This is a genomic window from Bradyrhizobium sp. SBR1B (assembly GCF_014198205.1).
Taxonomy (GTDB): Bacteria; Pseudomonadota; Alphaproteobacteria; order Rhizobiales; family Xanthobacteraceae; genus Bradyrhizobium.
The window spans coordinates 19,670-43,831 of the sequence record NZ_JACIHC010000001.1; the positions used below are offsets into that span (position 1 = coordinate 19,670).

General features: G+C 65.0%; 24 protein-coding genes, 1 tRNA gene and 1 pseudogene. 21 read left to right on the forward strand and 5 right to left on the reverse strand.

The window, feature by feature from the left end; translation table 11 throughout:
* Positions 1–10 precede the first annotated feature (10 nt).
* The 5 genes and pseudogenes from GGD61_RS00130 (at position 11) to GGD61_RS00150 (ending at position 4,881) form a co-directional block, all read left to right on the forward strand.
* Positions 11–1,186: a zinc-dependent alcohol dehydrogenase gene (locus tag GGD61_RS00130; protein WP_028140556.1), complete on the forward strand. Its 1,176-nt coding sequence runs from the start codon at positions 11–13 to the stop codon at positions 1,184–1,186.
* Between the two features lie 11 nt (positions 1,187–1,197).
* Positions 1,198–1,764 (forward strand): hypothetical protein, encoded by a 567-nt coding sequence (locus GGD61_RS00135; protein WP_183229835.1) that lies wholly within the window; start codon positions 1,198–1,200, stop codon positions 1,762–1,764.
* Positions 1,745–3,350, forward strand: a pseudogene (locus tag GGD61_RS00140) (alpha-amylase family glycosyl hydrolase). The gene GGD61_RS00135 and the pseudogene GGD61_RS00140 overlap by 20 nt, the downstream one beginning before the upstream one ends.
* Positions 3,351–3,529: 179 nt before the next feature.
* The gene (locus GGD61_RS00145) at positions 3,530–3,709 is read left to right on the forward strand and encodes a CsbD family protein (RefSeq protein ID WP_092260018.1); all 180 of its coding nucleotides are present in this window, start codon (positions 3,530–3,532) and stop codon (positions 3,707–3,709) included.
* Positions 3,706–4,881: a DUF305 domain-containing protein gene (locus GGD61_RS00150; RefSeq protein WP_092260020.1), complete on the forward strand. Its 1,176-nt coding sequence runs from the start codon at positions 3,706–3,708 to the stop codon at positions 4,879–4,881. Before GGD61_RS00145 ends, GGD61_RS00150 begins: the two co-directional genes overlap by 4 nt.
* Before the next feature lie 12 nt (positions 4,882–4,893).
* Here the strand turns inward: GGD61_RS00150 and GGD61_RS00155 are convergent, their stop codons facing one another.
* From GGD61_RS00155 to GGD61_RS00170, 4 genes are all read right to left on the reverse strand, one after another.
* Entirely contained in the window at positions 4,894–5,502 is a 609-nt protein-coding gene (locus GGD61_RS00155; RefSeq protein WP_092260022.1) for a cysteine hydrolase family protein, read from the reverse strand.
* A gap of 107 nt (positions 5,503–5,609) precedes the next feature.
* Positions 5,610–6,416, reverse strand: coding sequence for an N-acyl homoserine lactonase family protein (locus GGD61_RS00160; protein ID WP_092260024.1), 807 nt, complete (start codon positions 6,414–6,416; stop codon positions 5,610–5,612).
* Between the two features lie 9 nt (positions 6,417–6,425).
* Positions 6,426–6,815, reverse strand: a complete 390-nt coding sequence (locus GGD61_RS00165) for a carboxymuconolactone decarboxylase family protein (RefSeq protein ID WP_008557256.1) — start codon at positions 6,813–6,815, stop codon at positions 6,426–6,428.
* A 43-nt stretch (positions 6,816–6,858) separates the two neighbouring features.
* Positions 6,859–8,214, reverse strand: a complete 1,356-nt coding sequence (locus GGD61_RS00170; RefSeq protein WP_183229837.1) for an MmgE/PrpD family protein — start codon at positions 8,212–8,214, stop codon at positions 6,859–6,861.
* 229 nt (positions 8,215–8,443) lie between these two features.
* On the opposite strand from GGD61_RS00170, the gene GGD61_RS00175 reads away from it, so the two are divergent.
* From GGD61_RS00175 to GGD61_RS00250, 16 genes are all read left to right on the forward strand, one after another.
* Positions 8,444–9,337: an NAD(P)-dependent oxidoreductase gene (locus GGD61_RS00175; RefSeq protein ID WP_092260026.1), complete on the forward strand. Its 894-nt coding sequence runs from the start codon at positions 8,444–8,446 to the stop codon at positions 9,335–9,337.
* 32 nt (positions 9,338–9,369) lie between these two features.
* Positions 9,370–10,764 carry an MmgE/PrpD family protein gene (locus GGD61_RS00180; protein WP_183229839.1) on the forward strand — a complete coding sequence of 465 codons (1,395 nt, stop codon included), beginning with the start codon at positions 9,370–9,372 and terminating at the stop codon, positions 10,762–10,764.
* Between the two features lie 79 nt (positions 10,765–10,843).
* Positions 10,844–11,779: a branched-chain amino acid ABC transporter permease gene (locus tag GGD61_RS00185; protein ID WP_092260030.1), complete on the forward strand. Its 936-nt coding sequence runs from the start codon at positions 10,844–10,846 to the stop codon at positions 11,777–11,779.
* 2 nt (positions 11,780–11,781) lie between these two features.
* Positions 11,782–13,554: an ABC transporter permease subunit gene (locus GGD61_RS00190; RefSeq protein ID WP_177237276.1), complete on the forward strand. Its 1,773-nt coding sequence runs from the start codon at positions 11,782–11,784 to the stop codon at positions 13,552–13,554.
* Positions 13,541–14,248 (forward strand): ABC transporter ATP-binding protein, encoded by a 708-nt coding sequence (locus tag GGD61_RS00195; RefSeq protein ID WP_183229841.1) that lies wholly within the window; start codon positions 13,541–13,543, stop codon positions 14,246–14,248. Before GGD61_RS00190 ends, GGD61_RS00195 begins: the two co-directional genes overlap by 14 nt.
* Positions 14,249–14,284: 36 nt before the next feature.
* Complete coding sequence (locus GGD61_RS00200; protein ID WP_018320623.1) at positions 14,285–15,535, forward strand: ABC transporter substrate-binding protein; 1,251 nt, start codon at positions 14,285–14,287, stop codon at positions 15,533–15,535.
* Between the two features lie 35 nt (positions 15,536–15,570).
* Positions 15,571–16,809 carry an ABC transporter substrate-binding protein gene (locus tag GGD61_RS00205; protein WP_183229843.1) on the forward strand — a complete coding sequence of 413 codons (1,239 nt, stop codon included), beginning with the start codon at positions 15,571–15,573 and terminating at the stop codon, positions 16,807–16,809.
* A gap of 41 nt (positions 16,810–16,850) precedes the next feature.
* Positions 16,851–17,231 (forward strand): carboxymuconolactone decarboxylase family protein, encoded by a 381-nt coding sequence (locus GGD61_RS00210; RefSeq protein ID WP_028140570.1) that lies wholly within the window; start codon positions 16,851–16,853, stop codon positions 17,229–17,231.
* A 15-nt stretch (positions 17,232–17,246) separates the two neighbouring features.
* The gene (locus GGD61_RS00215) at positions 17,247–18,017 is read left to right on the forward strand and encodes an SDR family oxidoreductase (protein WP_092260036.1); all 771 of its coding nucleotides are present in this window, start codon (positions 17,247–17,249) and stop codon (positions 18,015–18,017) included.
* A gap of 49 nt (positions 18,018–18,066) precedes the next feature.
* Positions 18,067–18,780 (forward strand): SDR family oxidoreductase, encoded by a 714-nt coding sequence (locus GGD61_RS00220; RefSeq protein ID WP_312012508.1) that lies wholly within the window; start codon positions 18,067–18,069, stop codon positions 18,778–18,780.
* A gap of 23 nt (positions 18,781–18,803) precedes the next feature.
* Positions 18,804–19,520, forward strand: coding sequence for a GntR family transcriptional regulator (locus tag GGD61_RS00225; protein ID WP_018320628.1), 717 nt, complete (start codon positions 18,804–18,806; stop codon positions 19,518–19,520).
* Positions 19,521–19,544: 24 nt separating this feature from the next.
* Positions 19,545–20,519 carry a tripartite tricarboxylate transporter substrate-binding protein gene (locus GGD61_RS00230; protein ID WP_092260040.1) on the forward strand — a complete coding sequence of 325 codons (975 nt, stop codon included), beginning with the start codon at positions 19,545–19,547 and terminating at the stop codon, positions 20,517–20,519.
* A 234-nt stretch (positions 20,520–20,753) separates the two neighbouring features.
* On the forward strand, positions 20,754–21,383 hold the full coding sequence (locus GGD61_RS00235) for a DUF1326 domain-containing protein (protein ID WP_092260042.1): 630 nt from the start codon (positions 20,754–20,756) through the stop codon (positions 21,381–21,383).
* A 50-nt stretch (positions 21,384–21,433) separates the two neighbouring features.
* The gene (locus GGD61_RS00240; RefSeq protein ID WP_092260044.1) at positions 21,434–22,258 is read left to right on the forward strand and encodes a DUF2182 domain-containing protein; all 825 of its coding nucleotides are present in this window, start codon (positions 21,434–21,436) and stop codon (positions 22,256–22,258) included.
* A gap of 226 nt (positions 22,259–22,484) precedes the next feature.
* On the forward strand, positions 22,485–23,699 hold the full coding sequence (gene zigA, locus GGD61_RS00245; protein WP_092260046.1) for a zinc metallochaperone GTPase ZigA: 1,215 nt from the start codon (positions 22,485–22,487) through the stop codon (positions 23,697–23,699).
* Positions 23,696–23,875 (forward strand): hypothetical protein, encoded by a 180-nt coding sequence (locus GGD61_RS00250; RefSeq protein ID WP_092260048.1) that lies wholly within the window; start codon positions 23,696–23,698, stop codon positions 23,873–23,875. The genes zigA and GGD61_RS00250 overlap by 4 nt, the downstream gene beginning before the upstream one ends.
* A 16-nt stretch (positions 23,876–23,891) precedes the next feature.
* Here GGD61_RS00250 and GGD61_RS00255 read toward each other — a convergent pair.
* Positions 23,892–23,976 (reverse strand) — tRNA-Leu (locus GGD61_RS00255).
* Positions 23,977–24,162 lie beyond the last annotated feature (186 nt).

Sequence of the window (24,162 nt, forward strand, 5' to 3'; positions counted from 1 at the left end):
AGGACGGAAGATGAAGGCGCTGGTTTGGCACGGCAAGGAGGACATCCGCTGCGACACCGTCACCGACCCGGAGATCCAGGACCCGCGCGATGCCATCATCAAGGTCACGAGCTGCGCGATCTGCGGCTCCGACCTGCACCTCTTCCACAATTTCATCCCGGGCATGCTGCCCGGTGACATCATGGGCCACGAGACCATGGGCGAAGTGGTCGAGGTCGGCTCCGGCGTCGACGGCAAGCTGAAGAAGGGCGACCGCATCGTCGTGCCCTTCACGATCATCTGCGGCGAATGCGACCAGTGCAAGCGCGGCAATTTCTCCGTGTGCGAGACCACCAACCGCAAGCGCCATCTGGCCGACAAGGTGTTCGGACACACGACGGCCGGCCTGTTCGGCTACACCCATCTGACCGGCGGCTATCCAGGCGGCCAGGCCGAATATCTCCGCGTGCCCTATGCCGATGCCACCCACATCAAGGTGCCGCCAGGCATTCCCGACGAGCAGCTGCTGTTCCTCAGCGACATCTTCCCGACCGGCTGGCAGGCCGCCGTGCAATGCGACATCGAGCCCACCGACACCGTTGCGATCTGGGGCTGCGGTCCCGTGGGGCAGATGGCGATCCGCAGCGCCATCCTGCTCGGCGCCAATCAGGTGATCGCGATCGACTGCCTGCCCGAGCGGCTCAGCATGGCGGAAGCCGGCGGCGCCACCACCATCAACTTCGAGACCGAGAGCGTGGTGGAGCGACTGAACGATCTCACCGACGGCAGGGGACCGGAAAAGTGCATCGACTGCGTCGGCATGGAATCGCATGTGATGGCCTCCCTGCCCGACACGCTGCTCGACCGCGCCAAGCAGATGGTGATGGCGGAGAGCGACCGGCCCCACGTGCTGCGCGAGATGATCTATGTCTGCCGGCCCGGCGGCATCATCTCGGTGCCCGGCGTGTACAGCGGCCTGTCCGACATGCTGCCGATGGGCGCGTTCATGAACAAGGGCCTGACGATGCGGACCGGCCAGACCCACGTCAACCGCTGGACCGACGACCTGCTCCGCCGCATCGAGGAGGGCGAGATCGATCCCTCCTTCGTCATCACCCACACCGTCCCGCTCGAGCAAGGACCGGAGATGTACCAGGTGTTTCGCGACAAGCGCGACTCCTGCGTCAAGGTCGTGCTGAGGCCCTGAAGGAGCAAGCCATGTTTCATTTCTCCAACATCGTCCGCACCAAGGGCGATCCGAAAATCGTCGAGGGCGGGCCGAGCCTGAAGCGGCCGGAAGATCAGCTCGCCCGCGCGCTCGGCTGGTTCAGCATCGGCCTTGGCGTCGTCGAGTTCTTCGCGCCGAGACGCGTCACGGAAACGCTGGGCATGGAAGGCCATGAGACCATGGTCCGCGCCTTCGGCGTGCGCGAGATCCTGGCCGGGATCATGTCGCTGTCGGTCGACAAGAACGCCGGCCTGTGGGCCCGCGTCGGTGGCGACGGTCTCGATGCCGCCGCGCTGCTGTCGGGGCTGACAGCCGACAATCCCAAGAAGGGCAACATCGCGCTGGCGCTCTTGATGGTCGGCGGCATCGCCATGCTCGACTACCGCGCCGCGCAGGACACCAGGCCGAGGCGGCCGCCGCGCGAGGCACGGCGCAAGCTGTATCCGAACCGCAGCGGCTTCCCCAAGGGCATCGAGAGCGTCAGAACGGCGGCCAGGCAGATCGCAGCGCCCGCCGATAATGAGGTGAAGCACGGCGATGAGCGTCGAGTCCCGTGATAAAGCTGCGTGGTGGGAATCCGCCGTCATCTACGAGATCGCACCGATCTCCTTCCAGGACTCCAACGGCGACGGCAAGGGCGATCTCGCCGGCTTGCTGTCGCGCATCGACTACCTGAAATGGCTCGGCGTCGACGCAGTCTGGCTGACGCCGATCTACAAGAGCCCGTTCCGCGACCTCGGCTACGACATCTCCGACTATTGCGCGATCGATCCTGCCTTCGGCAGCCTCGAGGATTTCGACCGGCTGCTCGAAGCTCTGCACGCCGAAGGCATCCGGCTCATCCTCGACCTCGTCCCCAATCACACCGCCGATGATCACGAATGGTTCGTCGAGAGCTCCAGCTCGCCCGCCAGCGCCAAGGCCGACTGGTACATCTGGGCCGATGCGGCCGAGAACGGCGGGCCGCCCAACAACTGGCTGAGCCGCTTCGGCGGCAGCGGCTGGGAATGGTGCGAGGCGCGGCGGCAATACTATTATCATTCCTTCCTGGTCGAGCAGCCCGACCTCAACTGGCGCAATCCGCAGGTGCGAGGCGCGATCGCGGGCGTGATGCGGTTCTGGCTCGACCGCGGCGTCGACGGCTTTCGCGTCGATGCCAGCGCGGTCCTGATCAAGGACGAACTCTTGCGCGACAACCCGCCCAATCCGGCGGCCGGGAGCAAGCCGCCGCCACAGCGCCAGACGCCCGTCTTCACCGACGACCGGCCGGAGACGATGGATTGTATCGAATTCATCCGCGAGGTGATCGACGGCTATCGGGGACGCATGCTCTGCGGCGAAGTCCAAGGCAAGACCGACCGCATCGGCCATTTCTACGGTAACGACAAGCCGCGCCTGCATCTGCCGCTCAGTTTCGCCCTGCTCGACTCGCAATGGGACGCTCTCTCGCTGCAGGCAACGATCGACGCCTATTTCAACGCCCTGCCCGCGCATGCCTGGCCGGTCTGGGTGATCGGCGGCCACGACAAGCAGCGGGTCGCGAGCAAGATCGGCGAAGCGCAAATGCGCGTGCTGGCGATGCTGCTGATGACGCTGCGGGGAACGCCGTTCCTCTTCATGGGCGACGAGATCGGCCGCAAGCGCGTGCCCATTCCACCCGACCGCGTCCATGATCCTTTCGAGAGGCTGGTGCCGGGATATGGCCTCTGCCGCGATCCCGAGCGCGCACCGATGCGATGGGACGACAGCCCCGACGGCGGCTTCACCACGGGCCGTCCGTGGCTGCCGCTGGAGCCCCCCGGATGGCGCGGCCAATGTTGCCGGGCAGCGGCGCGACGAGCATTCGATCCTGGCGCTGTTTCGCGCGCTGATCACGCTGCGGCGCGAGCATGCGGGCCTGCATCACGGCGGTCATGAGCCGCTGCGCGCGCAGAACGACGTTCTCGCCTACAAGCGGACCGACGGGCGCAACGAATTTCTGGTCGCGCTCAACATCGCCGCCGAGCCGCGCAAATGGCACTGGATGGGCCGCGGCCGCCTGCTGATGTCGACGCATCTCGACCGGCCGCCCGTGGCGTTGCCGGATGCTTCCATCCTGCTCCGGGGCAATGAAGGCGTGATCATCGCGCTCGATCCGCGCTGAAGGCCGCGAGGAACCATCCGCGCGGCAGAGAGTCTGATCAACGCCTCCGACGTCCCCCCTGCCGGAGGCAGACTGCACGAAACCGCAACCCCGGCGCTCACCGCCCCTTCAGGCGCCGGGGTTAGCGGCGTGGGTCTGGGAGGCAGGTCACCTTGGAGACAGCCATTTGGAGACAAGCCATGGGCAACACAAAGGGACTCCAGCAACGCATCGTCGGCAAGACCAGGCAAGCCGTCGGCGAGATCATCGGCGACCAGGATCTGCACGATGACGGCAAGGCCGAGGCCGAGCGCGGCCGCGACAAACGGGACAAGCCGAGTGAGCTCAACCCGCTGAAGAAGCTCAAGCAGCTGACGTGAACGCAGAGCCGCGACCAGCACTTGCCAACGCAGCGCGGCGCACTGACGAAGGCCTGTCGCGGGTCACGGGGAGACGACGACGTTCGCGCTGGATTGCCGCCGCCGAGTTCGGCCTGATCAGCAGCACTTTCTCCACCATCGTCAGCCAGCTGTTCGCCGCCCGGATCGGCCGCGATGCCGCGGTCGACTGGATGACGGTCGCCGCCATTCCCGCGCGCGACTGGGCGATCAGCGCGGAGCCGTCATGGAGTGCGGTCCTCACCGGGATCGCCTTTCATCAATGGGCGGATTTTTCCTGGGCGCTGGTGTTCTTCGGTGTGCTCGGACGCTGGACCGCCGAGTTGCGGCCGGCGACCATCCTGCTGCTCGCGCTGCCCTGGGCCGCATTCTCGTCGGCCACGGAATGGTTCGTGCTGGTGCCGCTGTTTCCGTTCTGGCAGCCGCTGTTCACGCTGCAGCAGCCCTATTGGATCGGCCTGCTCGTTCATGGCACCTCGGCCCTGACGTATCCCCTGTTCGCCCGGTTGCGCTGGAGACGCGGCGCTGCAGCCGGGCGCGACATCCGCTTCACCAATGCCTGGATCACCGGTGCGCTGGTCGTGGTGGCGCTGTTAGGCGCGATCGCGTTGTTCGGCAGCCACGGCTACGAGCCGCCGTGGATGGGGCGCGACAGGGATGCGGACCAGACCTATATCCGTCACATGACGGCGCATCATGCCCAGGGCATCGAGCTGGCCCGGATCGCCGTGGAGCGCGCCCAGGACCCGCATCTGCGCAAGCTCGCGATGCTGATGGTCGCGAGCCAGGCCGGCGAGAGCCGGATCTTCGAGAACTGGTGGCTGAGCTGGTTCGACACGGAGATGCCCGACTGCAGCACCGAAGAGCGTGCCGCCATGCCGGGCTTCCTGACTCAGGCCGAGATGCGACAGGTCAAGGCCGCGCCGGCGGACCGGTTCGACGCGGTGTTCGTCGAGACCATGAGCAAGCATCACATGGGCGCGGTCAGGATGGCCGACCGGATGTGGCGGAGTAGCGGAGACCCGCGCCTCCGCATCATGGCGCATGCCATTCGCCACGCCCAGCAGGGCGAGATCGCGCTGATGCACGATGCGAGCGGCATTTCGGCGGTCGCCACGGCCGTCCGCAACATGCTCGCCGACAACGTCAATTGAGCGGATCGCCTCCTACTCCCGCCAGAACTCGGCCAGTTCTTCCGTTGTCACCAGGTCAACCTGGCCGTGAAAGCGGGTGCGGTACATCGTCATGAGCGCGTCGTGCCCGACGTCGGATGAGCTGCACAAGGCATCCTCGACGATGACGACCCTGAAGCCGAGATCGACCGCGCTCAGGACCGTCGAGAGCACGCAGACATCCGTCTCAGCGCCCGTGATCACGACCGTGCCGACGTTCTTGTCGATCAGCCGGCCCGCGAGGGCGGGATTGCTGAACGCCGAATAGGCCGGCTTGTCGATCATGGCAGCCGGCGGAACGAACTTGCTCAGCGCGGGCACCAGCTCGAGCGCGGATGGCGGCAGATGCTTGCGCGTTGCCTGGCTCCAGCGATGAAAATAGCTCTGCCACTGGCCGGGACGATCTTCCGGATCCTGCGGCGTGATGAAGCGCGTGAAGATGGTTCTGGCCTGGTGGCGCGCGACGATCGAGACGATCGCCGGCAGGACCCGCTCCATCCATGGCGTCGCCCACAGACCGCCGGGGGCGAAAATGTTCTGCATGTCGATGCAGAGGTGAACGGCCTCCCTGACCTCGGCCACTTCCGACGTGCTGTCCCTCATCGTCCTCCACCGTCAAGCGCATTCGGCGATCCATTGCGAATGCGAAGGCGAAGGCTTTGGTTCCGAACCGCCGCAGTGCAGAGGCAGACCTGGAACCCGCTACGCGATTACGCCGGCGTTGCGGTCGGCGCCACGTCGAGGCGAACCGCAATCCCATTCAGCTCCGGCCTTGGCGCCGGGTAGAGCTTCATGACGAGCGGATCATGGCCGGGGACGATGTGGTCCGCGCTGGGCGCCGCGACGCGCAGCTTGTCGAAGCCGACAAGCATGTCGCCGACATGAAACGCCGTCGTGAACGGACGCTCGCTGGTCATGTTCTCGTAGAAATGACTGACGTCGGAGGCGAGCACGACAGGGCCGCGGCGTGTGTTGACGCGGACGAATTGAAGACCGGCGGAATGGCCGCCGGCCGCATGCACCGTCAGCCCGGGCGCAATCTCGGCATCGCCGTCGTAGAACAGCACCCGACGTGCGTAATTCAGCCGCACGATCCCGCAGACGTCCTCGACCTCGAACGAATGCGACAGTCGCGGATATTGCATATAGCGCCCGGTGGCGTAGGCGAGCTCGCGCTCCTGCAGATGAAATCGCGCGTTCGGAAACCGGTCGAAATTACCGACGTGGTCGTAGTGCAGATGCGTGAGGATCACATCCCCGACGTCGGCAGGGTCGATATCGAACGCGGCAAGCGTCTCGACCGGGCAGCGCAGGAAATTCCGCCTGCGCTGCCTGGCCACTTCCGCGTTGAAGCCGGTGTCGATGACGAAGCTGCGCCCGCCTCCCCGCGCCAGCCACATGAAATAGTCCATCGGCATCGGCCCGTCATGCGGGTCGCCGCCGATGAAGTGCTCGCTCCGCTGCGCATCCCGCGTTGCGTAGCGGATGGCGAAGAGCTCGTAGTCCGGGTCAGCCATGGGATTCGCTCAGGAACCGGCCGCGTCGACCTCATTGAAGGCCTCGCGCGCATTGCGGAAGGCGTCGATGCCGGCGGGAACGCCGCAATAGACCGCGACCTGGAGCAGGATCTCCTTGATCTCCTCCTTGGTCAGCCCGTTCTTCAGGGCGCCCTTGACGTGCAGCTTCAGCTCATGCGGCCGGTTCAGCGCGCCGAGCATCGCCAGATTGACGATCGAGCGCGTGCGCCGGTCGACGCCGGGCCGCGTCCACAAGGCACCCCAGCAGAATTCGGTCGACCATTCCGCCATGGTGCGCGTGAACTCGTCGGCCCCGGCAATCGACTTGTTGACGTAGTCCTCGCCGAGCACCTCCTTGCGAACCTTGAGGCCTTTTTCGAACAGTTCGGTCTTGCTCATGATCGTCCCTTTCAGGTCTTGAGAGAGTTGAGTTGGAAGTTGATTAGCGCGATGCCGGTCGCAGCGATTGCAGGAGATTGCCGACGTCGTCGACCGAATCGAGCCGCCAGACTGCGTCGATGACACGGTCCGCATCCCAGTCGCTTCGGCCGGTCCGCACGGCCTCGCGCAGCTTGGCCTCGAGGTCGCGATCTGTGAGCGGCGCAGCAAGACTGCCACGCGGCGAAATGACGGTCTCGGTGAGGACCTCACCGGACGAAAAGCGCAACGTCACGCGCGCGGCACCATCGGGGATCTCGCTGTCCAGCTCCGCCCTCACCTTCTGCCGCAGCTGCGCGATATCGGGCCGGACCACCGTCTCACGCGCGAATTCGGCCACCCCGGCCGTGCCGAGCAATAATCCGCACGCCACGCAATGATGGATGCTGACGCGCGCATCGCGCTCGTTGTTGACCGGGCGATCGCCGCGGGCAAGCAGCAGCGCCGAGCCCTGCACAATCACCAACTCGATCTGGTCGACGCGTCCAGCGATGCGCTCGCGCAATGAGAGGCAGGCGTCGATCACCGCGTGAAAGACGATGCCGGCGGGATAAGGCTTGTAGGTGTTCTTCGCGATCTCCCAGGTCTTGCCGAGACCATCGAGCAGGCGAGCAATATCGGGCTCGTCCCCCATCGTACGCGCCCAGCCGAGCGGGCCTTCGATGGCGCGGGGCGCCGCTTCATAGCCCTGCTGCGCAAGCAGTGCTGCAAACAATCCGTTCCGCGCCGCGTTGCCGACGCTGACATTCTTGGCCGCGCTGGGCAGGTTCTCGACATTGCCCGCCGACTGGCTCGCCGCGAGCCCGATTGCATTCGCAATCCCCTCCGCGGGCAAGCCCAGCAGTTTCGCGCAAGCCGCCGCTGCGCCAAAAATCCCACAGGTCGAGGTGATGTGCCAGCCGCGTGCGTAGTGGCGCGGCGAGACTGAATTGCCGATGCGGCATTCCACATCCACGCCGAGAATGAACGCGGTCAACACCTCCCGGCCCGACAGCTTGCGCATCTCCGAAAGCGCCAATATCGGCGCAGCAACCGGCGCGGCGGGATGAATGATCGTCTCGGGATGGGTGTCGTCGAAGTCGAGCAAATTGGCCGAGATGGCATTGAGAAATGACGCACACAACGCATCCATCGGCTGCGAGTGACCGATGACCGTCGATGCCGCGGCCCCGCTGAACGGCGACAGCGTGCGCATCGCCGCCATGACGACGGGATCGCGCGCGGAGCCGAGCGCCGTCGCGAAGAAATTGAGAATCGATCGACGCGCCTCAGAGCTCTGCGCCTCCACCTCCGCCCAGGACGAAGCAGCGACGAAATCGGCGAGCGTCTTGCTCACACTCGGAATTGGGACTTGCGGCACGCGGAGCGTCTTCCTCGTTTTCCCGAACCTTATGCCGATCCGCGGCAAACTGTCGACCCTAAATGTTATGCTTGACAGCTTGTCTGACAATCATAACAATCCGGCCGTTGGCGCGGGATCCCCCGCTGCCACGACGACGGCGGCCGAGACGGCCGGCCGGCGAACGCGTTCGACCCAACGAGATGAAGAAGGCGCACCCGTCACGGGATCGCGCGACAGGGAGTAGACGATGGCGGGAGAGATTCTCGGCGTAATCGGCACGGGCCGCATGGGCGGCCCGATGGCGGGACGATTGATGGACGCGGGCTATTCGCTCGTCGTCTATGACACGCAGGTCGAGGCGACTCAGCCGCTGGTCAAGCGCGGCGCACTGCTCGCCAGTTCGCCGGCCGACGTCGCTTCACGCTCCGACATCGTGCTCGCCAGCCTGCCGACGCCCGACATCGTCAAGGCCGTTGCGCTCGGCCAGGACGGCATCAGCAGCGGCAACCGTACGAAGATCGTCATCGATCTCTCGACGTCTGGGCCCGGCGCAGCGAAGTTCGTTGCCGAAGGCCTGAAGGCCAAGGGGATGACGCTGGTGGATGCGCCCGTGAGCGGCGGCATCAAGGGCGCCGTCAACGGCACGCTGGCGGTGATGGTGTCCTGCCCGCAGGCGACCTACGACACCGTGCAGCCGATCCTGAAGAACTTCGGCAAGCTGTTCTACACCGGCGACAAGCCAGGCGTGGCGCAGACCGCCAAGCTCGCCAACAATCTGATGGCAGCAGCCGCACTCGTCATCACCTCGGAAGCCGTCGCGATGGGCGTCAAGGGCGGCGTCAACGCAAAAGTGCTGATCGACATCATCAACGCCAGCAGCGGCCGCAACAGCGCCTCCGAAGACAAATTCCCCCGCGCGGTGCTGCCCGGCACCTTCGATTTCGGCTTCGCCACCGGCCTCTCCTACAAGGACGTCCGTCTTTGCGTGGACGAGGCCGAGGCGATGGGCGTGCCGATGGTCTGCGGCGCGGTGGTGCGGCAGATGCTGGCGATCACCAATGCCAAATACGGCGCCTCATCCGACTTCACCTCGATCGCCAAGGTGCTCGAGGAGTGGGCCGGCGTCGAGATGCGCGGCTGATCGCGCAAACCTTTCAGGGAGAACGACCGGCGATGACGACCGGCCCGTCAAGATCAGGCAAGATGCCGCTCGCGCGCCAGATGGCGCGGAGCGTGCTCGCGCGGGATCTCGGAGATTTCGGGCCGGACGTCATCGCCAAAGCAAAACTCTGCCTGCTCGACTTCCTGTCCTGCGCCTTCGAGGCGGGCCATCATCCCTGGAGCCGCCAGGCGATTGCGATCGCGCAAGCCGGCGACAGCGCAACGATCATCGGGACGTCGCAACTCTCCTCGCCAGCCGACGCAGCTTTCGCCAATGCGGTGATGGGGCACGGTCTCGTGCGCGAAGACATGCATGCGGCCAGCATCGCGCACCACGGCGTGGTGATCTGGCCGGCCCTTCTCGCGCTGTCCGAACAAACGCCGCTGCACGGCGCCGGACTGCTGACGGCAGCCATCATCGGCTATGAGACCGGCGCAAGGATCGGCCGCGCGCTGCTGACCTCGGACCTCGCACGCCTCTATCGCCCGACCGGCCTCGTGGCCCCCTTGGGCGCCGCGCTCGCGGGAAGTTTTGCACGCGGCCTTTCCGAGGACCAGGCCACCAGCGCGATCGCGATCGCGGCCAATACCTCCAGCGGGCTCAACGAGTGGCCGCATGCCGGTGGCTCCGACATGTATTTCCATCCGGGCTTTGCAGCCAGCAATGCGATCAAGGCAATTGGCCTGGCCGCAGCCGGCGCCTTCGGCTCGGAAACCATACTGGAGGGTGAAGCCGGCCTGTTCGCCGCTTATCGCCGCCAGGCCGCGCCGGACAGCATCGCGCTGTTTCCCAATGGGGAGTGCGAGATCATGGCCGTCTACAACAAGCCGGTGCCGGCCTGCAATTTCGCGCAGACCGCCGCGCAAGCAGCGCTACGCGTTTCGCACGAACTCGCCAGCGCGGAGGAGATCGACCGGGTCGTCATTCGCGCGCCGGATGCCGCGGTTCGCTATCCCGGCTGCGACTCCATAGGTCCCTACCGCAATGCGCTTCAGGCCAAGATGAGCATTCCCTTCAGCGTCGCGGCGACGCTGGCGCGGGGCGAGATCGAGGAAGACAATTACGCCGAGCTCGACGATGCCGACATCATCCGCCTGATCTCGGTGACCGAGCTCAAGGCGGAAGCCGGCTTCACCGCCGCCTTCCCCGGCAAGCAGGGTGCGGAAGTGTCGGTGCAGCTGCGCGACGGCCGGACCATCCGGCACGCTCTGCCCGACGTCATTGCCGCGACACCTGCGGATATTCGCGCACGCTTTCGCAGCTCGGCAGCGGGAGTCCTCGGTGAGGACCGCGCGCATCGGCTCGAGCAACTCATCGACGATTGCGAGCAGCTCGGCAATGCAGGCGACATCGCCGCGCAGTGCCGCCTGAACGCAACGGAACGGGCTTTACGATCGGCATCATGAGAAGTGCCGGAGAGTACGGGGGAAACATGGTCGATCTCGAGACCAGCTTGGAATTGTCAGCGGCGCGGAGGCGGGGCTGATGGAAGGATTCCTGCAAGCGCTCGCCGCGGGGCTTTTGATCGGCGCCGTCTACGGCCTGATGTGCGTCGGGCTCGGCCTGATCTTCGGCGTCATGCGCGTCATCAACTTCGCCCATGGCGATTTCATGATGCTCGGCATGTACACCGCCTTCTATCTCTTCACCGCCGCCGGCATCCAGACATTGTTCGGCAATGCCGTCGGGCCGTTCGTCGCCATCCTGCTGGCCGGGCCGGTGCTCGCACTGTTCGGCTATTTCGTGCATCGGGCGCTGATCTCGCACGTGTCAGGCACGCGCACCGCCTCGCTCGAAGGCGAAGGCCATTACGCCCAGCTCATCCTCACGCTCGGCATCGCGCTGATCCTGCAGAACGGCGGCCTCATCGTGTTCGGCTCCGTGCTGGCCTCGATCCGCACGCCGCTGTCGAGCTCGGCCTGGGAGCTCGGGCCCTTCTTCGACATGAGCATCTTCCTCAACAAGGCTCGCAGCATCGATATGATCGTCTCGCTGGCGATCATGGTCTTTCTGTCGCTGCTGATCACGCGCACGCGGATCGGCAAGTCGCTCCGCGCCGCCGCGGACAATCCGACGGCTGCGACCTATATGGGCATCGACGTCGACCGCGCGCATCGCACCGCCTTCGCGCTCGGCTGCGGCATCACCGCGATCGCCGGCGGCCTGCTCGCCACCAACTACCCGTTCCACCCCTTCGTCGGTCTTGAATACGTCATCGTCATGTATGCCGGCGTCGTGCTCGGCGGCATGGGCAGCATCATCGGCGCGTTCTGGGGTGGCATGACGATCGGCCTCGTGCAGCAGATGTCGACGCTCATCCTGCCGACGCAATTGCAGAACGCCGCGATCTTCGCCGTCTTCCTCCTCATCATCTTCTTCCGTCCGCAGGGCTTCTTCGGGCGCATGGTCGAGAGGACGTGACCATGCTGCGGATGCGCTCCTGTCTGCCTCCCCTGCTCTTCACGCTCGCCTATGCGGTCGTGTCGCTCGGCGTCACTAACTCCTACTATCAGCTGATCCTGACGCTGGTCCCGGTGTGGGCGGTGTTCGGGCTGTCGTGGAACCTGCTCAGCGGCTACACCGGCCTGATCTCGTTCGGCCATGCCGCCTTCTTCGGGATCGGCGCTTACGCGACCGCGCTCGGCCAGATCTATTTCGACATCTCGCCCTGGCTGCTCATCCCGGTCGCCGCCATGCTCGGCGGCATCGCCGGGCTCCTGATCGGTTTTCCGACCTTCCGCCTGCAGGGCCACTACTTCGCCTTGGCAATGCTCGCCTACCCGCTCGCCATTCTCTACGTGTTCGAATGGCTCGGCTTCCAGGAGGTGACGCTTCCGATCAAGCGCGAGGCGCCGATCGCCTACATGCAGTTCGCCGATCCGCACCTCTACACGCTGCTTGGGCTGGCGCTCATGCTCGCCACCATCGTTCTGACACAGGTGATCGAGCGATCCCGCTTCGGCATGGCGCTGCTCGCGATCAAGCAGAATGAGGCTGCGGCCGAAGCCGCCGGCATCAACACGCTGGCCTGGAAGCTGCGCGCGATCACGCTGAGCGGGGCGATCGCCGCCGCCATCGGCGGGTTCTACGCGCAGGTGCTGCTGGTCGTGACCCCGGCATCGGTGTTCGGCATGCTGGTGTCCGCGCAGGCGCTGACGGTCGCGATGTTCGGCGGCGTCGGCACGGTCTGGGGCCCGGTGATCGGCTCGGTGATCCTGATCCCGCTCGCCGAGATCCTGCACGCCGAAGCCGGCGCGCGCATCCCCGGCATTCAGGGCGTCATCTTCGGCATCGCCATCGTCTGCGTCATCCTGCTCGCGCCGGAAGGCCTGTTCTGGAAGCTGCGCGACCTCCTGCGCAAGCGCACCGCATCCAAGGCGGCGGTCAGTGATACACCGGAAGCAGCAGCTGCCAACGTGACGGCCCTGAAGCCGGCTGCGCGACAGCGTGCCGCCACCGGCGAGGTCGTGCTCGAAGTGAAGAACCTCTCGCGCTCCTTCGGCGGCCTCAAGGCCGTGCAGGACGTCAGCTTCAGGCTGCACAAGAACGAGATTCTCGGCATCATCGGGCCCAACGGCGCCGGCAAGACCACGCTGTTCAATCTCCTCAACGGCTTCCTCAAGCCGAGCCAGGGCGAGGTGCTGATCGACGGCCGCAACATGTCGGGCCAGCGGCCGCACGTGATCTGCGAGGCCGGCATCGGCCGCACCTTCCAGGTGATGCGGCCGTTCCTGCGCATGTCGATCCTCGACAATGTCGTGGTCGGCGCCTATGTGCGCGCCCGCACCGACGATGAGGCGCGCAAGATGGCCGCCGACGCGGTCGCCCGCGTCGGACTCTCTGCCGTCGCCGACCGCGTCGCCGGAGAGCTCTCGACCAAGGAGCTGCGGCTGATGGAGCTCGCCCGCGCGATCGCCGGCCAGCCGCGCATCCTGCTGCTCGACGAGACGCTCGCGGGCCTCGGCCACGGCGAGGCCGACGAGGTCGTCGCCGTGATCCAGCAGCTCGCGCGCGACGGCATGACCATCGCGATCATCGAGCACACCATGCAGGCGATGGTCCGGCTGGTCGACAGATTCCTCGTGCTCGACCACGGCGCCGTCATCACCGAAGGCCTGCCGGAAGTGGTGACGCGCGACAACCGCGTGATCGAGGCCTATCTCGGCAAGAAATGGGTGGGCCATGCTGCGAATTGAGCGATTGAGCGCGGGCTATTCGGCCAAGCCCGTCCTGAACGACGTCTCGATCAATGTCGGCGCGGGCCAGTTCGTCGCGATCGTCGGACCCAACGGCGCCGGCAAGACCACGCTGTTCAAGACGATCTCCGGCATCGTCAAGCCGAGCGGCGGCGCGATCACGTTCGACGGCGTCGATCTGCTCGCGGTGCCGCCGCCACAGCGCGCCCATCTCGGCATCGCCCACGTCCCGGAGGGACGCCAGGTCTTCCCGTCACTGACCGTGACGGAGAATCTGGAGATGGGCGCGATGACCGAAAGCGGCCGGCGGGACTGGCAGGCCAATATCGAACGCATCTTCGAATGGCTGCCGGTGCTGAAGGAGCGCCGCGATCAATTCGCGGGCACGATGTCCGGCGGCCAGCAGCAGATGCTCGCGATCGGCCGCGGCCTCGCCTCCTCCCCGAAGCTTCTGATGCTGGACGAGCCCTCAATGGGGCTGGCGCCCTCGACTGCGGACTTCATCTTCGAGCGGCTGATCGAGATCCGGCGCCAGTCCGGGCTGACCATGCTGCTGGTCGAGCAGCGGGTCGCGGAAGCGCTGGAATCCGCCGATCACGGCTATGTCCTCGAAGCCGGACACGTCGTGCTCGAAGGCAACAACGCCACGCTGCGCGCCGACGACCGCGTGCGGAAGGCCTATCTCGGCATGTGACGACGATAAAAAAACAGGGACCAGGGAGCAAACAAAATGGACAAGACATCGAAGAGTAAAATATCGACGGGCCTCACGCGCCGCACCGTGCTCTCCGGCGCCGCGGCCGTCGGCCTCGCCGGTGTAGCGCGCGCGCAGGCACCTGGCGAGATCAAGGTCGGACTGATCGTGCCGCTGTCGGGCATCTACACCCGCCCCGGCCAGGTGATGAAGATGGGCGCCGAGATGGGCATCGAGCACATCAACGCGCAGGGCGGCATCAAGGCGCTCGGCGGCGCTAAGCTGAAGCTGGTCGTGATCGACTGCGGCGATACCACAGAAAAAGCCAAGAACGCGGCGCAGCGCATGGTGGCGCAGGAGCCTGATCTGGTCGCCGCCACCGGCTCCTATCTGTCCTCCTTCACGTTGGCCGTCACCGAGGTGACCGAGCGCGCCGAACTGCCGGTGCTGACGCTGTCCTATTCGGACCTGCTGACTGACCGCGGCTTCAAATACATCTTCCAGACCGCCGCGACCGCGAGCCGCCAGTCCGAGCTCGGCCTGCCGACGCTGATGAAGCTCGCCGAGAACGCCTCGGGCAAGAAGCCGAAGACCGTGGCGATGTTGATGGACAACACCGCGACGTCGGTGGCAACCGCCAAGGCTCTCAAGGAGCGGCTGTTCGCGCAGGAGGGCCTCCAGCTCGTCGTCGAGGAAGTCTGGACCCCGCCGCTGTCGGATGCGACGCCGCTGATCCAGAAGGTTCGTTCGGCCAAGCCCGATCTGCTGCTGTTCATGCCAAATGCGGTGTCGGACGCCAAGCTGGGCCTCGAGAAGATCAGCGAGTTCGGCCTCGGCCAGGGCAAGATCCCGACCGTGTCCTTCAGCATCACCATCGCCGAGCCCGACATGCTGCAGAGCGTCAGCCCGGAGACGGTGCAAGGCATCATGACCATCGTCGCCAATTGGGGCTCGAAGGGCCACGAGGCGCTGATCGCCGAGCTCAAGACCAAATACAAGGAGCCCTGGATGACGCAGAACGTCATCTCGACCTATGGCGACATGTGGCTGATGAAGGAAGCCCTGGAGAAGGCCGGCAAGGCCGACCGCAACGCGGTCGCGCAGGCCTTCCGCACCATGGATGCCGGTCCCTCGAAATATTATCCGGGCGGTCAGCTCAAATTCGACGAGAAGGGCCGCCGGGTCGGCGCCGGCGTCGTCATCGTGCAATGGCAATCGGGCGTGCCTGTCACCGTTTATCCGCCCGAGCTCGCGCAGGCGCAGCCGTTCTGGCCGAAGAAATCCTGACAACGTCGCGCAATTTTTCAGGGAGGAGAATTGTCATGACTGCCAAGAGCAAGATCACGATATCGCGGCGAACGCTGCTGGCCGGCGCCTCCGGCACGCTGATCGCGTCCCGCGCCGGCTGGGCGCAGCAACCTTCTGAAGTGAAGGTCGGCCTGCTGGTGCCGATCTCGGGACTCTATGCCCGCCCGGGAACGGTGATGCGCGAAGGCGCCGAGATGGCGATCGACCACATCAACGCGCAAGGCGGCGTCAAGGCGCTCGGCGGCGCCAAGCTGAAGCTCGTGGTGCTGGATTCCGGCGACACCACCGAGAAGGCCAAGAACGCGGCACAGCGCATGGTGGCGCAGGAGACCGATCTGGTCGCGGCCAGCGGCGCCTATCTGTCCTCGTTCACCCTCGCCGTGACCGAGGTGACCGAGCGCGCCAACCTGCCCATGCTCACCCTCTCCTACTCCGACCTGATCACCGAGCGCGGATTCAAATACGTGTTCCAGACCGCGGCCACCGCGGGGTCGCAGGCACGGCAAGCGTTGCCCCAGCTCATCAAGCTGGCGGAGACGGCTTCCGGCAAGCGACCGAAGACGGTCGCGATCCTCACCGATAACACGGGAGCCTCGATCGCCTCGGCCAAGGCGATGCGCGACGGCCTGCTGGCGGAGAACCAGCTGCAGCTGATCGTCGACGAGACGTTCACGCCGCCGCTGGCGGATGCGACATCGCTGGTGCAGAAGATCCGTTCGGCCAAGCCCGATTTACTGTTCTTCCTGCCGACCGTGATCTCGGACGCAAAGCTGCTGCTCGAGAAGATGAACGAGTTCGGCCTCGGCCAGGGCAAGGTGCCGACGATCTCGTTCGGCATCGCGATCGCCGAGCCCGACATGCTGCAGACCGTCAGCCCCGAGCTGCTCCAGGGCGTGTTGACCTGCGTCGCCAGCTGGGGCGCCAAGGGGCATGAGGCGCTGATTGCCGAGTTGAAGACCCGCTACAAGGAGCCGTGGATGACGCAGAACGCGATCTCCACCTATGGCGACATGTGGGTGATCAAGGACGCGCTGGAGAAGGCCGGCAAGGCCGATCGCGTCGCCGTCGGCGAAGCGCTGCGCACCATGGATGGCGGCCCCTCGAAATATTACCCGCTGGGCGAGATCAAGTTCGACGAGAAAGGCCGCCGCGTTGGCGCGGGCATGACCATCGTGCAGTGGCAAGCCGGCATTCCAGTCACGGTGTTCCCGCCCGAACTCGCCCTGGCAAAACCGTTCTGGCCCAAGAGCTGACCTAAGAGCTGACAACGCCAAACCAAGAAACGGAGACCACAATGGACAAGGCGACCTACGACCGCGGCCTCGAAATCCGCAAGAGCGTGCTCGGCAACGAATTCGTCGACAAGGCGATCGCATCCGCCGACGAGTTCAACCGGCCGATGCAGGACCTCACCACCGAATATTGCTGGGGTTACGTCTGGGGCCGCGAGGGTCTCACCCGCAAGACCCGCAGCTTCCTCAACCTCGCAATGCTCTGCGCGCTCAATCGCCCGCATGAGCTGAAGACGCATGTCCGTGGCGCGCTCGCCAATGGCGCGACCAAGGAGGAGATCCGTGAGGTCTTCATGCAGGTCGCGATCTATTGCGGCGTGCCGGCTGGCGTCGATGCGTTCCGGAACGCGAAGGAAGTCTTCGCCGAGCTCGACAAGACGTAGCGGAGCGTGGCTGCGATGAAGGACAAATGGGCACTCGTGACCGGTGCGACCGCGGGCCTCGGCTTCGCCGTCGCGGAAGGCCTTGCCGGCGCGGGCGCCAATATCGTCCTTCACGACCTCGCTCAGCCGAAACAGGCCGCAGATGATCTGCGCGCCCGCTTCGGCGTCGAGGTCATCGCAGCCGGCGCCGATCTGTCCCGGCGCGAGGCGATCGAGCCCATGATGGCGGACCTGCTCGATCGCTGCGGCGCCATCGACATCCTCGTCAACAACGCCGTCGTGCGGCATTTCTCTGCCATCGACCGGTTTCCGCCCGAGCGCTGGGACCAGGCCCTCGCCGTCAATTTGTCGGCGCCGTTTCACCTCATCCGCCTGGCGCTGCCGGCGATGAAGCAGCGCGGCTGGGGCCGGATCATCAATATGGGCTCGATCTATTCAAGCCGCGCGGTCGAGGACCGCATCGACTACGTCACCACCAAGACAGCGATCGCAGGCATGACCCGCGCGGTGGCCATCGAGACGGCGCGCAGCGGCATCACCTGCAACACGCTCTGCCCCGGCACGCTGCCGACGCCGGCCATCCTCAACAAGATCGCGACGATGGCTTCGAGCAGCAATCGTCCGGTCGACGACGTCACCCGCGACTATCTCGGCGAGCGCCAGCCGACGCAGCGCTTCATCGAAATGGATGCGGTCGCCGCCATGGTCGTCTTCCTCTGCGGTCCGGCCGCAAACGACATCACCGGCGCCAGCCTGCCGATCGACGGCGGTTGGTCGGTTGCATGAGAACTGGAATGGGAGTGCTGCGATGACTGAACAATCGGGACAAACCGTCGTGCTGACCGGTGCCGCCGGCGGTATGGGACGGGCCATCACCAAGGCGCTGCTCGACAGCGGCCGCCGCGTCGTGCTGGTCGATCGCGACGCCAAGGCGCTGCAGGAATTCGCGGCAACGTGCGGCGACGCGGTATTTCCGATCCAACTCGACATCAGCGACGCCAAGGCTGTGGATGCCCTGCCGAACGCCATTCCCGCCCACTTCAAGCCGATCGAAATTCTTATCAACAATGCCGGCCATGACATCGGCGGCCGGACGCGCTTCGACATCGGTTCTGCGGACGACTGGTCCAACATCATCCAGACCAATCTGATCGGCCTGATGCGCGTCACGCGCGCGATTCTTCCCGGCATGGTCCAGCGCAACGCCGGCCATGTCGTCAACATCAGCTCCATCAACGCGGTGCGGATCGTGCCCGACATGGCGGCGTACAGCACCAGCAAGGCGGGCGTGCACATGTTCACCGAGACCCTCCGGGGCGAGCTGGCGGAAACCGCGATCCGGGTCACCGAGCTGCAGCCCGGTCTGACCCGGACCAATATCATCCTGACCCGCTACCGCGGCGATACGCAGAAGGAAAAGGACTATTTCGACCAGTTCAGGATGGCGCTCGATCCGGCCGATATCGCCCGCTCCATTGTCTTCGCCCTCGACCAGCCCGCCCACGTACAAATTGCCGAAATGATGATTCTGCCTGTAAACCGGTACTGAGTTTTCCCGAACAGGACCCGGACATGGAAAGACGCCGCGAATTGCAGTCGACACTCCGCATCGAGGACGTCCCGACCGTCCGGGCGATGGTGGCGCAGAAGCTGCGTGAGGCGATCATGTCGGGGACGCTGAAACCGGGCCAGCGCCTGGTCGAGCGCGAGCTTTGCGAGATGATGGGCGTCAGCCGCCCCTCGATCCGCGAAGCGCTGCGTGCGCTCGAAGCCGACGGGCTGGTCAATACGGTTCCGCACCGCGGCCCCGTGGTGTCCACGATCAGCCTCGAAGAGGCCCGGCAGCTCTACGCGGCACGCGCGGTGCTTGAGGGCTTCGCCGGCCGCGAATGCGCCAGGCTTCACGACCCCGAGGTCGCGCGCCGGATCGGCGACGCCCTGACGCGGCTGAAGGCCGCCGCGGCCAAGCAGGATCTCGTCGGCAGCCTCGAAGCCAAGACCGATTTCTACGCGGCACTGATCGGCGGCTGCCGCAATGCCTTCATCGAGCGCATGCTCAAGCCGCTGCACGATCGCATCCAGCTGCTGCGGATCACCTCGATGTCGCAGCCGAAGCGGATCAACAAGAGCCTTCGCGAGGTCACTGCGATCTGGCGTGCGATCCAGAACGGCGATCCGGATCTCGCCGAGCGTTGCTGCGTCGACCACATCAATGCGGCCGCGGTGGCCGCGCTCGACATGATCGAAAAATCGTCGGCAGCCAAGGAGGCGGCGCCTTCCGACGACTAGAACAATGCCGCCAGGGAGTGTTCGATGAAGTTTCTCGTACGATCGCTGATCCTGCTCCTCCTGCTCTGCCCTCGCGATGCGGCGATCGCGGACGACTACCCCGCCCGCCCGGTCACGGTCATCGTGCCGTTCTCCGCCGGCGGTCCCGGCGACGTCATCGCGCGTATCCTCGGCAGCGCCATGAGCGCGACACTGAAACAGTCCATCGTCATCGAGAATGTCGTCGGCGCCGGCGGCACGCTCGGCACCAACCGCGTCGCCAAGGCGGCCGCGGATGGCTACACGCTGCTGCTGATGCATGTCGGCCAGGCCACCGCCCCTGCCCTCTATGCCAAGCTGCCGTTCGACCCGGTCGGCGACTTCGCCCCGATCGGGCTGGTCACCGACGTCCCGATGATCCTGGTGGCGCGGCCGAACTTTCCGGCCAAGGATCTCAGCGAGCTGGCCACGCACATCCGCAATGCCGGTGACAAGGTCACTTTCGGCAATGTCGGTCTCGGCTCGGCCTCGCAGCTCTGCGGCCTGATGTTCATGAGCGCCACGGATACCAAGCTCACCCCGATCTACTACAAGGGCGGCGGGCCGGCGCTGAACGACGTCATCGCTGGCCATATCGACGTCTATTGCGATCCCGCGACAGGGCCGACGCCGTACATCCAGTCGAAGACGATCAAGGGCTATGCCATCACCAGCAAGACGCGTGTCGCGACGCTGCCTGATGTGCCGACCTCGGCTGAAGCCGGCGTTCCCGAGTTCAATGTCACGACCTGGTACGGCCTCTACGCACCGCGCGGCACGCCCAAGCCCGTCGTCGATCATCTCGTCGGCGCACTGCAGACGGCGCTGAAGGATCCCGCGCTGATCAGCCGCTTTGCCGAGCTCAGCATGGCGCCGGTCGAGCCCGAGCGCGCGACGCCGGAAGCTCTCGAGACGTTCCTGAAAGCCGAGATCGGCAAATGGGGACGGATCATCAAAGCGGCCGGAATCGAACCGCAGTAGGTTCGCGCCATGTTCTGATCAAGTGCAGAAATATCCGAGATTTCAAAGGGAAGATTGACTTTGGGGCACTCGAGTGGCGGCCGCGTTGAGAGTTCAGGTGCAGTTCCACTGATCGGTGCACTTTTCCGTAGATCGGCCGAGCCCCATTGCGGGGCTTCGTCGCGAGGCGTAATTTTCAACTCTACGTAGCTCATTCGAAAGCATCTATCGGGTTCGGCCTAGCGGGAGCGAGCAATGGCGGATGTCCCATGGCACCTTTCCGGTGACTATTTCGAGAATTGCAGTTGCAGCATCGTGTGTCCCTGTCTGGTGTCGGCGGCGCCTCCATTGACCGCGCGACCGACCGAGGGCTTCTGCAACGTACCGCTGATCTTCCACATCGAAAGCGGACGCTATGGTGAGATCGAGCTCGATGGACTCAACGTCCTCGTGATCCTCCACGCACCTGGGGTCATGGCAGACGGAGATTGGTCGGTGGCCGCCTATATCGATGAGCGCGCCAGTGATGAGCAGACCGAGGCCCTGGCTGCGATCTTCACCGGCGCTGCCGGCGGTCCGATGGCCGCGTTCGCGCCGCTGATCAGCAAGAACCTGGGGGTGCGCAAGGTCCCGATCACGTTCCGGATCGACGGCAAGACGCGGTCCGCGGAAATCCCCGGCATCCTGCACATGTCCGTCGATCCCCTGCCAACCATGCATCCGAGCGGGGAGATGTGGGCGAACATCGGCCATCCGGTCAGCCCCGATGCCATGGTGATGGCCGTCGGCGCGCCCGGCAATACCTTCAGCGATCAGGGCATGCGCTGGGATAATTCCGGCAGGAACGGCCTCTATGCGCCGATCCGCTGGTCGAACCAGGCGTGATGTAAACTTCCGATACCGGCCTGCGTCAGGGCCGCCAATTTCGATCGCAAATGAAGGACAGCCCACTTGAAACCGTGCTGCGTCGCGATCGCTGGATCGTCGGCGGCGCGATCGGCCTCATTGTCGCGCTGGCATGGACCTATGTGCTCTGGCTCGCCCACGACATGGACATGGGCGGCATGGACATGACCGGATTCCGCATGATCCCGGCCGGGATCGGAATCATGCTGCCGACGAGCGAGCCGTGGCGAACGTTCGAGTTCGCCTACGTGCTCCTGATGTGGGCGGTGATGATGATCGGAATGATGGCCCCCTCGGCTGCGCCCATGATCCTGATCTACGCCCGCGTAGGCCGACAGGGCAAAGCACAGGGCAAGCCGTTCGCCGCGACCGGCTGGTTCGCCGCCGGTTATCTCCTCGCCTGGTGCGGCTTTTCGCTGGCAGCCACCTTTCTCCAATGGGCGGTCGAGCGGGCCACCTTGCTGGATTCCCGGATGGCGCTCGCAAGCAACCTGCTCGGCGCCATCGTGCTGGTCGCGGCGGGTGTCTATCAATGGACGCCGTTGAAGAACGTCTGTCTCGCCCAATGCCAGTCGCCGTTTCTGTTCCTGATGCGCCACGGCGGCTTTCGCGGCGACCTGCGCGGCTGCCTGCTGCTGGGACTTCGGCACGGAGGCTATTGTGTCGGCTGCTGCTGGGTCTTGATGGCGCTGTTGTTCGTCGGCGGAATAATGAACGTGCTCTGGATCGCGGTTTTGGCGCTGCTTGTCCTCCTGGAGAAAGTTACGCCGGTCGGACGATGGATCGCGCGCGCTGCCGGCATCGCATGTGTGGCCGCGGGCGCCTGGCTGCTGGTGTTCTTGCCGCAGTCGTGAGCAACCTCTGAACGGGCCGCCGCTCATCCTTCGAGCCGTCCGGCATTTTGCCTGCCCCAACCGCTCCGTGCGGGCAAAGAACAATCAGTTGAATGTTCGTAACTCCAGCTGAACCGCAAAACGGCTTGACGAGGACGCCGACAATGAATGTAATGTTATAACATTACATATCTGGTCCCGATGCCCAACCGTCACCCTATCCCCTTGAAAAGACTGTTCGATCTCCATGCGCAAACTCCCCGTCACCGTCTTGTCCGGCTTCCTCGGGGCTGGAAAGACCACTTTGCTGAACCACGTCCTGAACAACCGGCACGGCCTGAAAGTGGCGGTGATCGTCAACGACATGAGCGAGGTGAACATCGATGCGGATTTGGTCCGTGGTGGCGGTGCGAACCTGTCCAGGACTGACGAGAAGCTCGTCGAGATGACCAACGGGTGCATCTGCTGCACGCTGCGCGACGACCTCCTGAAGGAGGTGCGCGCCCTCGCCGAAAACGACCGGTTCGATTATCTGCTGATCGAATCCACCGGCATCTCCGAGCCGCTGCCGGTTGCAGCGACCTTCGACTTCCGTGCCGAGGACGGCGAAAGCCTCTCCGACGTGGCACGCCTCGACACCATGGTCACCGTGGTCGACGCGGTGAATCTTCTGAGGGATTATTCATCGACGGATTTCCTGGAGCTGCGCGGCGAAGCGCTGGCGAACGACAAGCGCACGCTGGTCGATCTGCTCGTCGAGCAGATCGAATTTGCCGACGTGATCGTGCTCAACAAGGTCGATGACGCCTCGCCGGCACAACGCGAAGCAGCGCGAAAGATCATCCGCGCGCTTAATCCGGAAGCGGAGCTGATCGAAACCAACCACAGCCGGGTCGCCTTCGATCGCATTCTCGACACCGGCCGGTTCGACCTCGAAAAGGCGCAAGCGCATCCGCTCTGGTTCAAGGAACTCTACGGCTTTGCCGATCACGTGCCGGAGACGGAGGAATACGGCGTGAGCAGCTTCGTCTATCGCGCGCGCCGGCCGTTCGATCCCGAAAGATTCGACAAGTTCGTGCGAGAGCCCTGGCCCGGCGTCATTCGCGCCAAGGGACATTTCTGGCTGGCAACGCGGCCGCAATGGCTGGGCGAGATCAGCCAGGCCGGCGCGATCACGCGCACCGAGGCCCTTGGATTCTGGTGGGCGAGCGTGCCTGCAGAACGCTGGCCGGACGACCCGTTCTGGCGCAAGCGATTGCGCGCGAACTGGAACGACGTCTATGGCGATCGTCGTCAGGAAATCGTGTTCATCGGCGCGGGCATGGACGAGCGCGCGCTCCGCGCACGCCTGGATGCCTGCCTTGTGCCGGGCAAGCCGGCCATGAACGTCACGGAATGGGCGAAGCTCGCAGACCCGTTTCCGGTCTGGCGGCGCGCGAACGAAGTCGTGGAACGCGAATGAGCAACGTCGTCCGCTTCGTCTCGAAATCCGAACTCGAGCGGCAGCGCCTCATCCGCGAGGCGCGTGCGATCTACGACAGCATCTTCCCGCCGGACGTCCCCGCCAGCGGCTGCGCGCATGATCCGTCAGATCAATGGGCGGCGCACGAGGCGGCCGCCGAAATCCAGCCCAAATAATAATAAGGGATGAAGGTGGTGCGCTCGGAGGGACTCGAACCCCCACGATTTTACTCACTGCCACCTCAAGGCAGCGCGTCTACCAGTTCCGCCACGAGCGCTTTGGGGATGCCGGCTTGAGGCTTGAAGGCCGGCCGGATCAACGGCGCCGATCTAACAAATCCATCAGAGGGGTACAAGCCTGCAAAGGCCCTGAATTCCACAGCTTTGCAGGAAAGTTCCTGGCCTTCCCCCGAATCGGCCCTTACCGCAGGTCCAGTGCCCTACCGCATGCCCGGGCCGCGACC

What these genes read in the sequence shown, in the direction of transcription:
- GGD61_RS00240 (WP_092260044.1), top strand. Translation starts at nt 21,434, where the DNA reads ATGAAGGACAGCCCACTTGAAACCGTGCTGCGTCGCGATCGCTGGATC.
- GGD61_RS00200 (WP_018320623.1), top strand. Translation starts at nt 14,285, where the DNA reads ATGGACAAGACATCGAAGAGTAAAATATCGACGGGCCTCACGCGCCGC.
- GGD61_RS00180 (WP_183229839.1), top strand. Translation starts at nt 9,370, where the DNA reads ATGACGACCGGCCCGTCAAGATCAGGCAAGATGCCGCTCGCGCGCCAG.
- GGD61_RS00250 (WP_092260048.1), top strand. Translation starts at nt 23,696, where the DNA reads ATGAGCAACGTCGTCCGCTTCGTCTCGAAATCCGAACTCGAGCGGCAG.
- GGD61_RS00225 (WP_018320628.1), top strand. Translation starts at nt 18,804, where the DNA reads ATGGAAAGACGCCGCGAATTGCAGTCGACACTCCGCATCGAGGACGTC.
- GGD61_RS00130 (WP_028140556.1), top strand. Translation starts at nt 11, where the DNA reads ATGAAGGCGCTGGTTTGGCACGGCAAGGAGGACATCCGCTGCGACACC.
- GGD61_RS00195 (WP_183229841.1), top strand. Translation starts at nt 13,541, where the DNA reads ATGCTGCGAATTGAGCGATTGAGCGCGGGCTATTCGGCCAAGCCCGTC.
- GGD61_RS00155 (WP_092260022.1), bottom strand. Translation starts at nt 5,502, where the DNA reads ATGAGGGACAGCACGTCGGAAGTGGCCGAGGTCAGGGAGGCCGTTCAC.
- GGD61_RS00185 (WP_092260030.1), top strand. Translation starts at nt 10,844, where the DNA reads ATGGAAGGATTCCTGCAAGCGCTCGCCGCGGGGCTTTTGATCGGCGCC.
- GGD61_RS00210 (WP_028140570.1), top strand. Translation starts at nt 16,851, where the DNA reads ATGGACAAGGCGACCTACGACCGCGGCCTCGAAATCCGCAAGAGCGTG.
- GGD61_RS00235 (WP_092260042.1), top strand. Translation starts at nt 20,754, where the DNA reads ATGGCGGATGTCCCATGGCACCTTTCCGGTGACTATTTCGAGAATTGC.
- zigA (WP_092260046.1), top strand. Translation starts at nt 22,485, where the DNA reads ATGCGCAAACTCCCCGTCACCGTCTTGTCCGGCTTCCTCGGGGCTGGA.
- GGD61_RS00205 (WP_183229843.1), top strand. Translation starts at nt 15,571, where the DNA reads ATGACTGCCAAGAGCAAGATCACGATATCGCGGCGAACGCTGCTGGCC.
- GGD61_RS00160 (WP_092260024.1), bottom strand. Translation starts at nt 6,416, where the DNA reads ATGGCTGACCCGGACTACGAGCTCTTCGCCATCCGCTACGCAACGCGG.
- GGD61_RS00165 (WP_008557256.1), bottom strand. Translation starts at nt 6,815, where the DNA reads ATGAGCAAGACCGAACTGTTCGAAAAAGGCCTCAAGGTTCGCAAGGAG.
- GGD61_RS00215 (WP_092260036.1), top strand. Translation starts at nt 17,247, where the DNA reads ATGAAGGACAAATGGGCACTCGTGACCGGTGCGACCGCGGGCCTCGGC.
- GGD61_RS00145 (WP_092260018.1), top strand. Translation starts at nt 3,530, where the DNA reads ATGGGCAACACAAAGGGACTCCAGCAACGCATCGTCGGCAAGACCAGG.
- GGD61_RS00175 (WP_092260026.1), top strand. Translation starts at nt 8,444, where the DNA reads ATGGCGGGAGAGATTCTCGGCGTAATCGGCACGGGCCGCATGGGCGGC.
- GGD61_RS00190 (WP_177237276.1), top strand. Translation starts at nt 11,782, where the DNA reads ATGCTGCGGATGCGCTCCTGTCTGCCTCCCCTGCTCTTCACGCTCGCC.
- GGD61_RS00135 (WP_183229835.1), top strand. Translation starts at nt 1,198, where the DNA reads ATGTTTCATTTCTCCAACATCGTCCGCACCAAGGGCGATCCGAAAATC.
- GGD61_RS00230 (WP_092260040.1), top strand. Translation starts at nt 19,545, where the DNA reads ATGAAGTTTCTCGTACGATCGCTGATCCTGCTCCTCCTGCTCTGCCCT.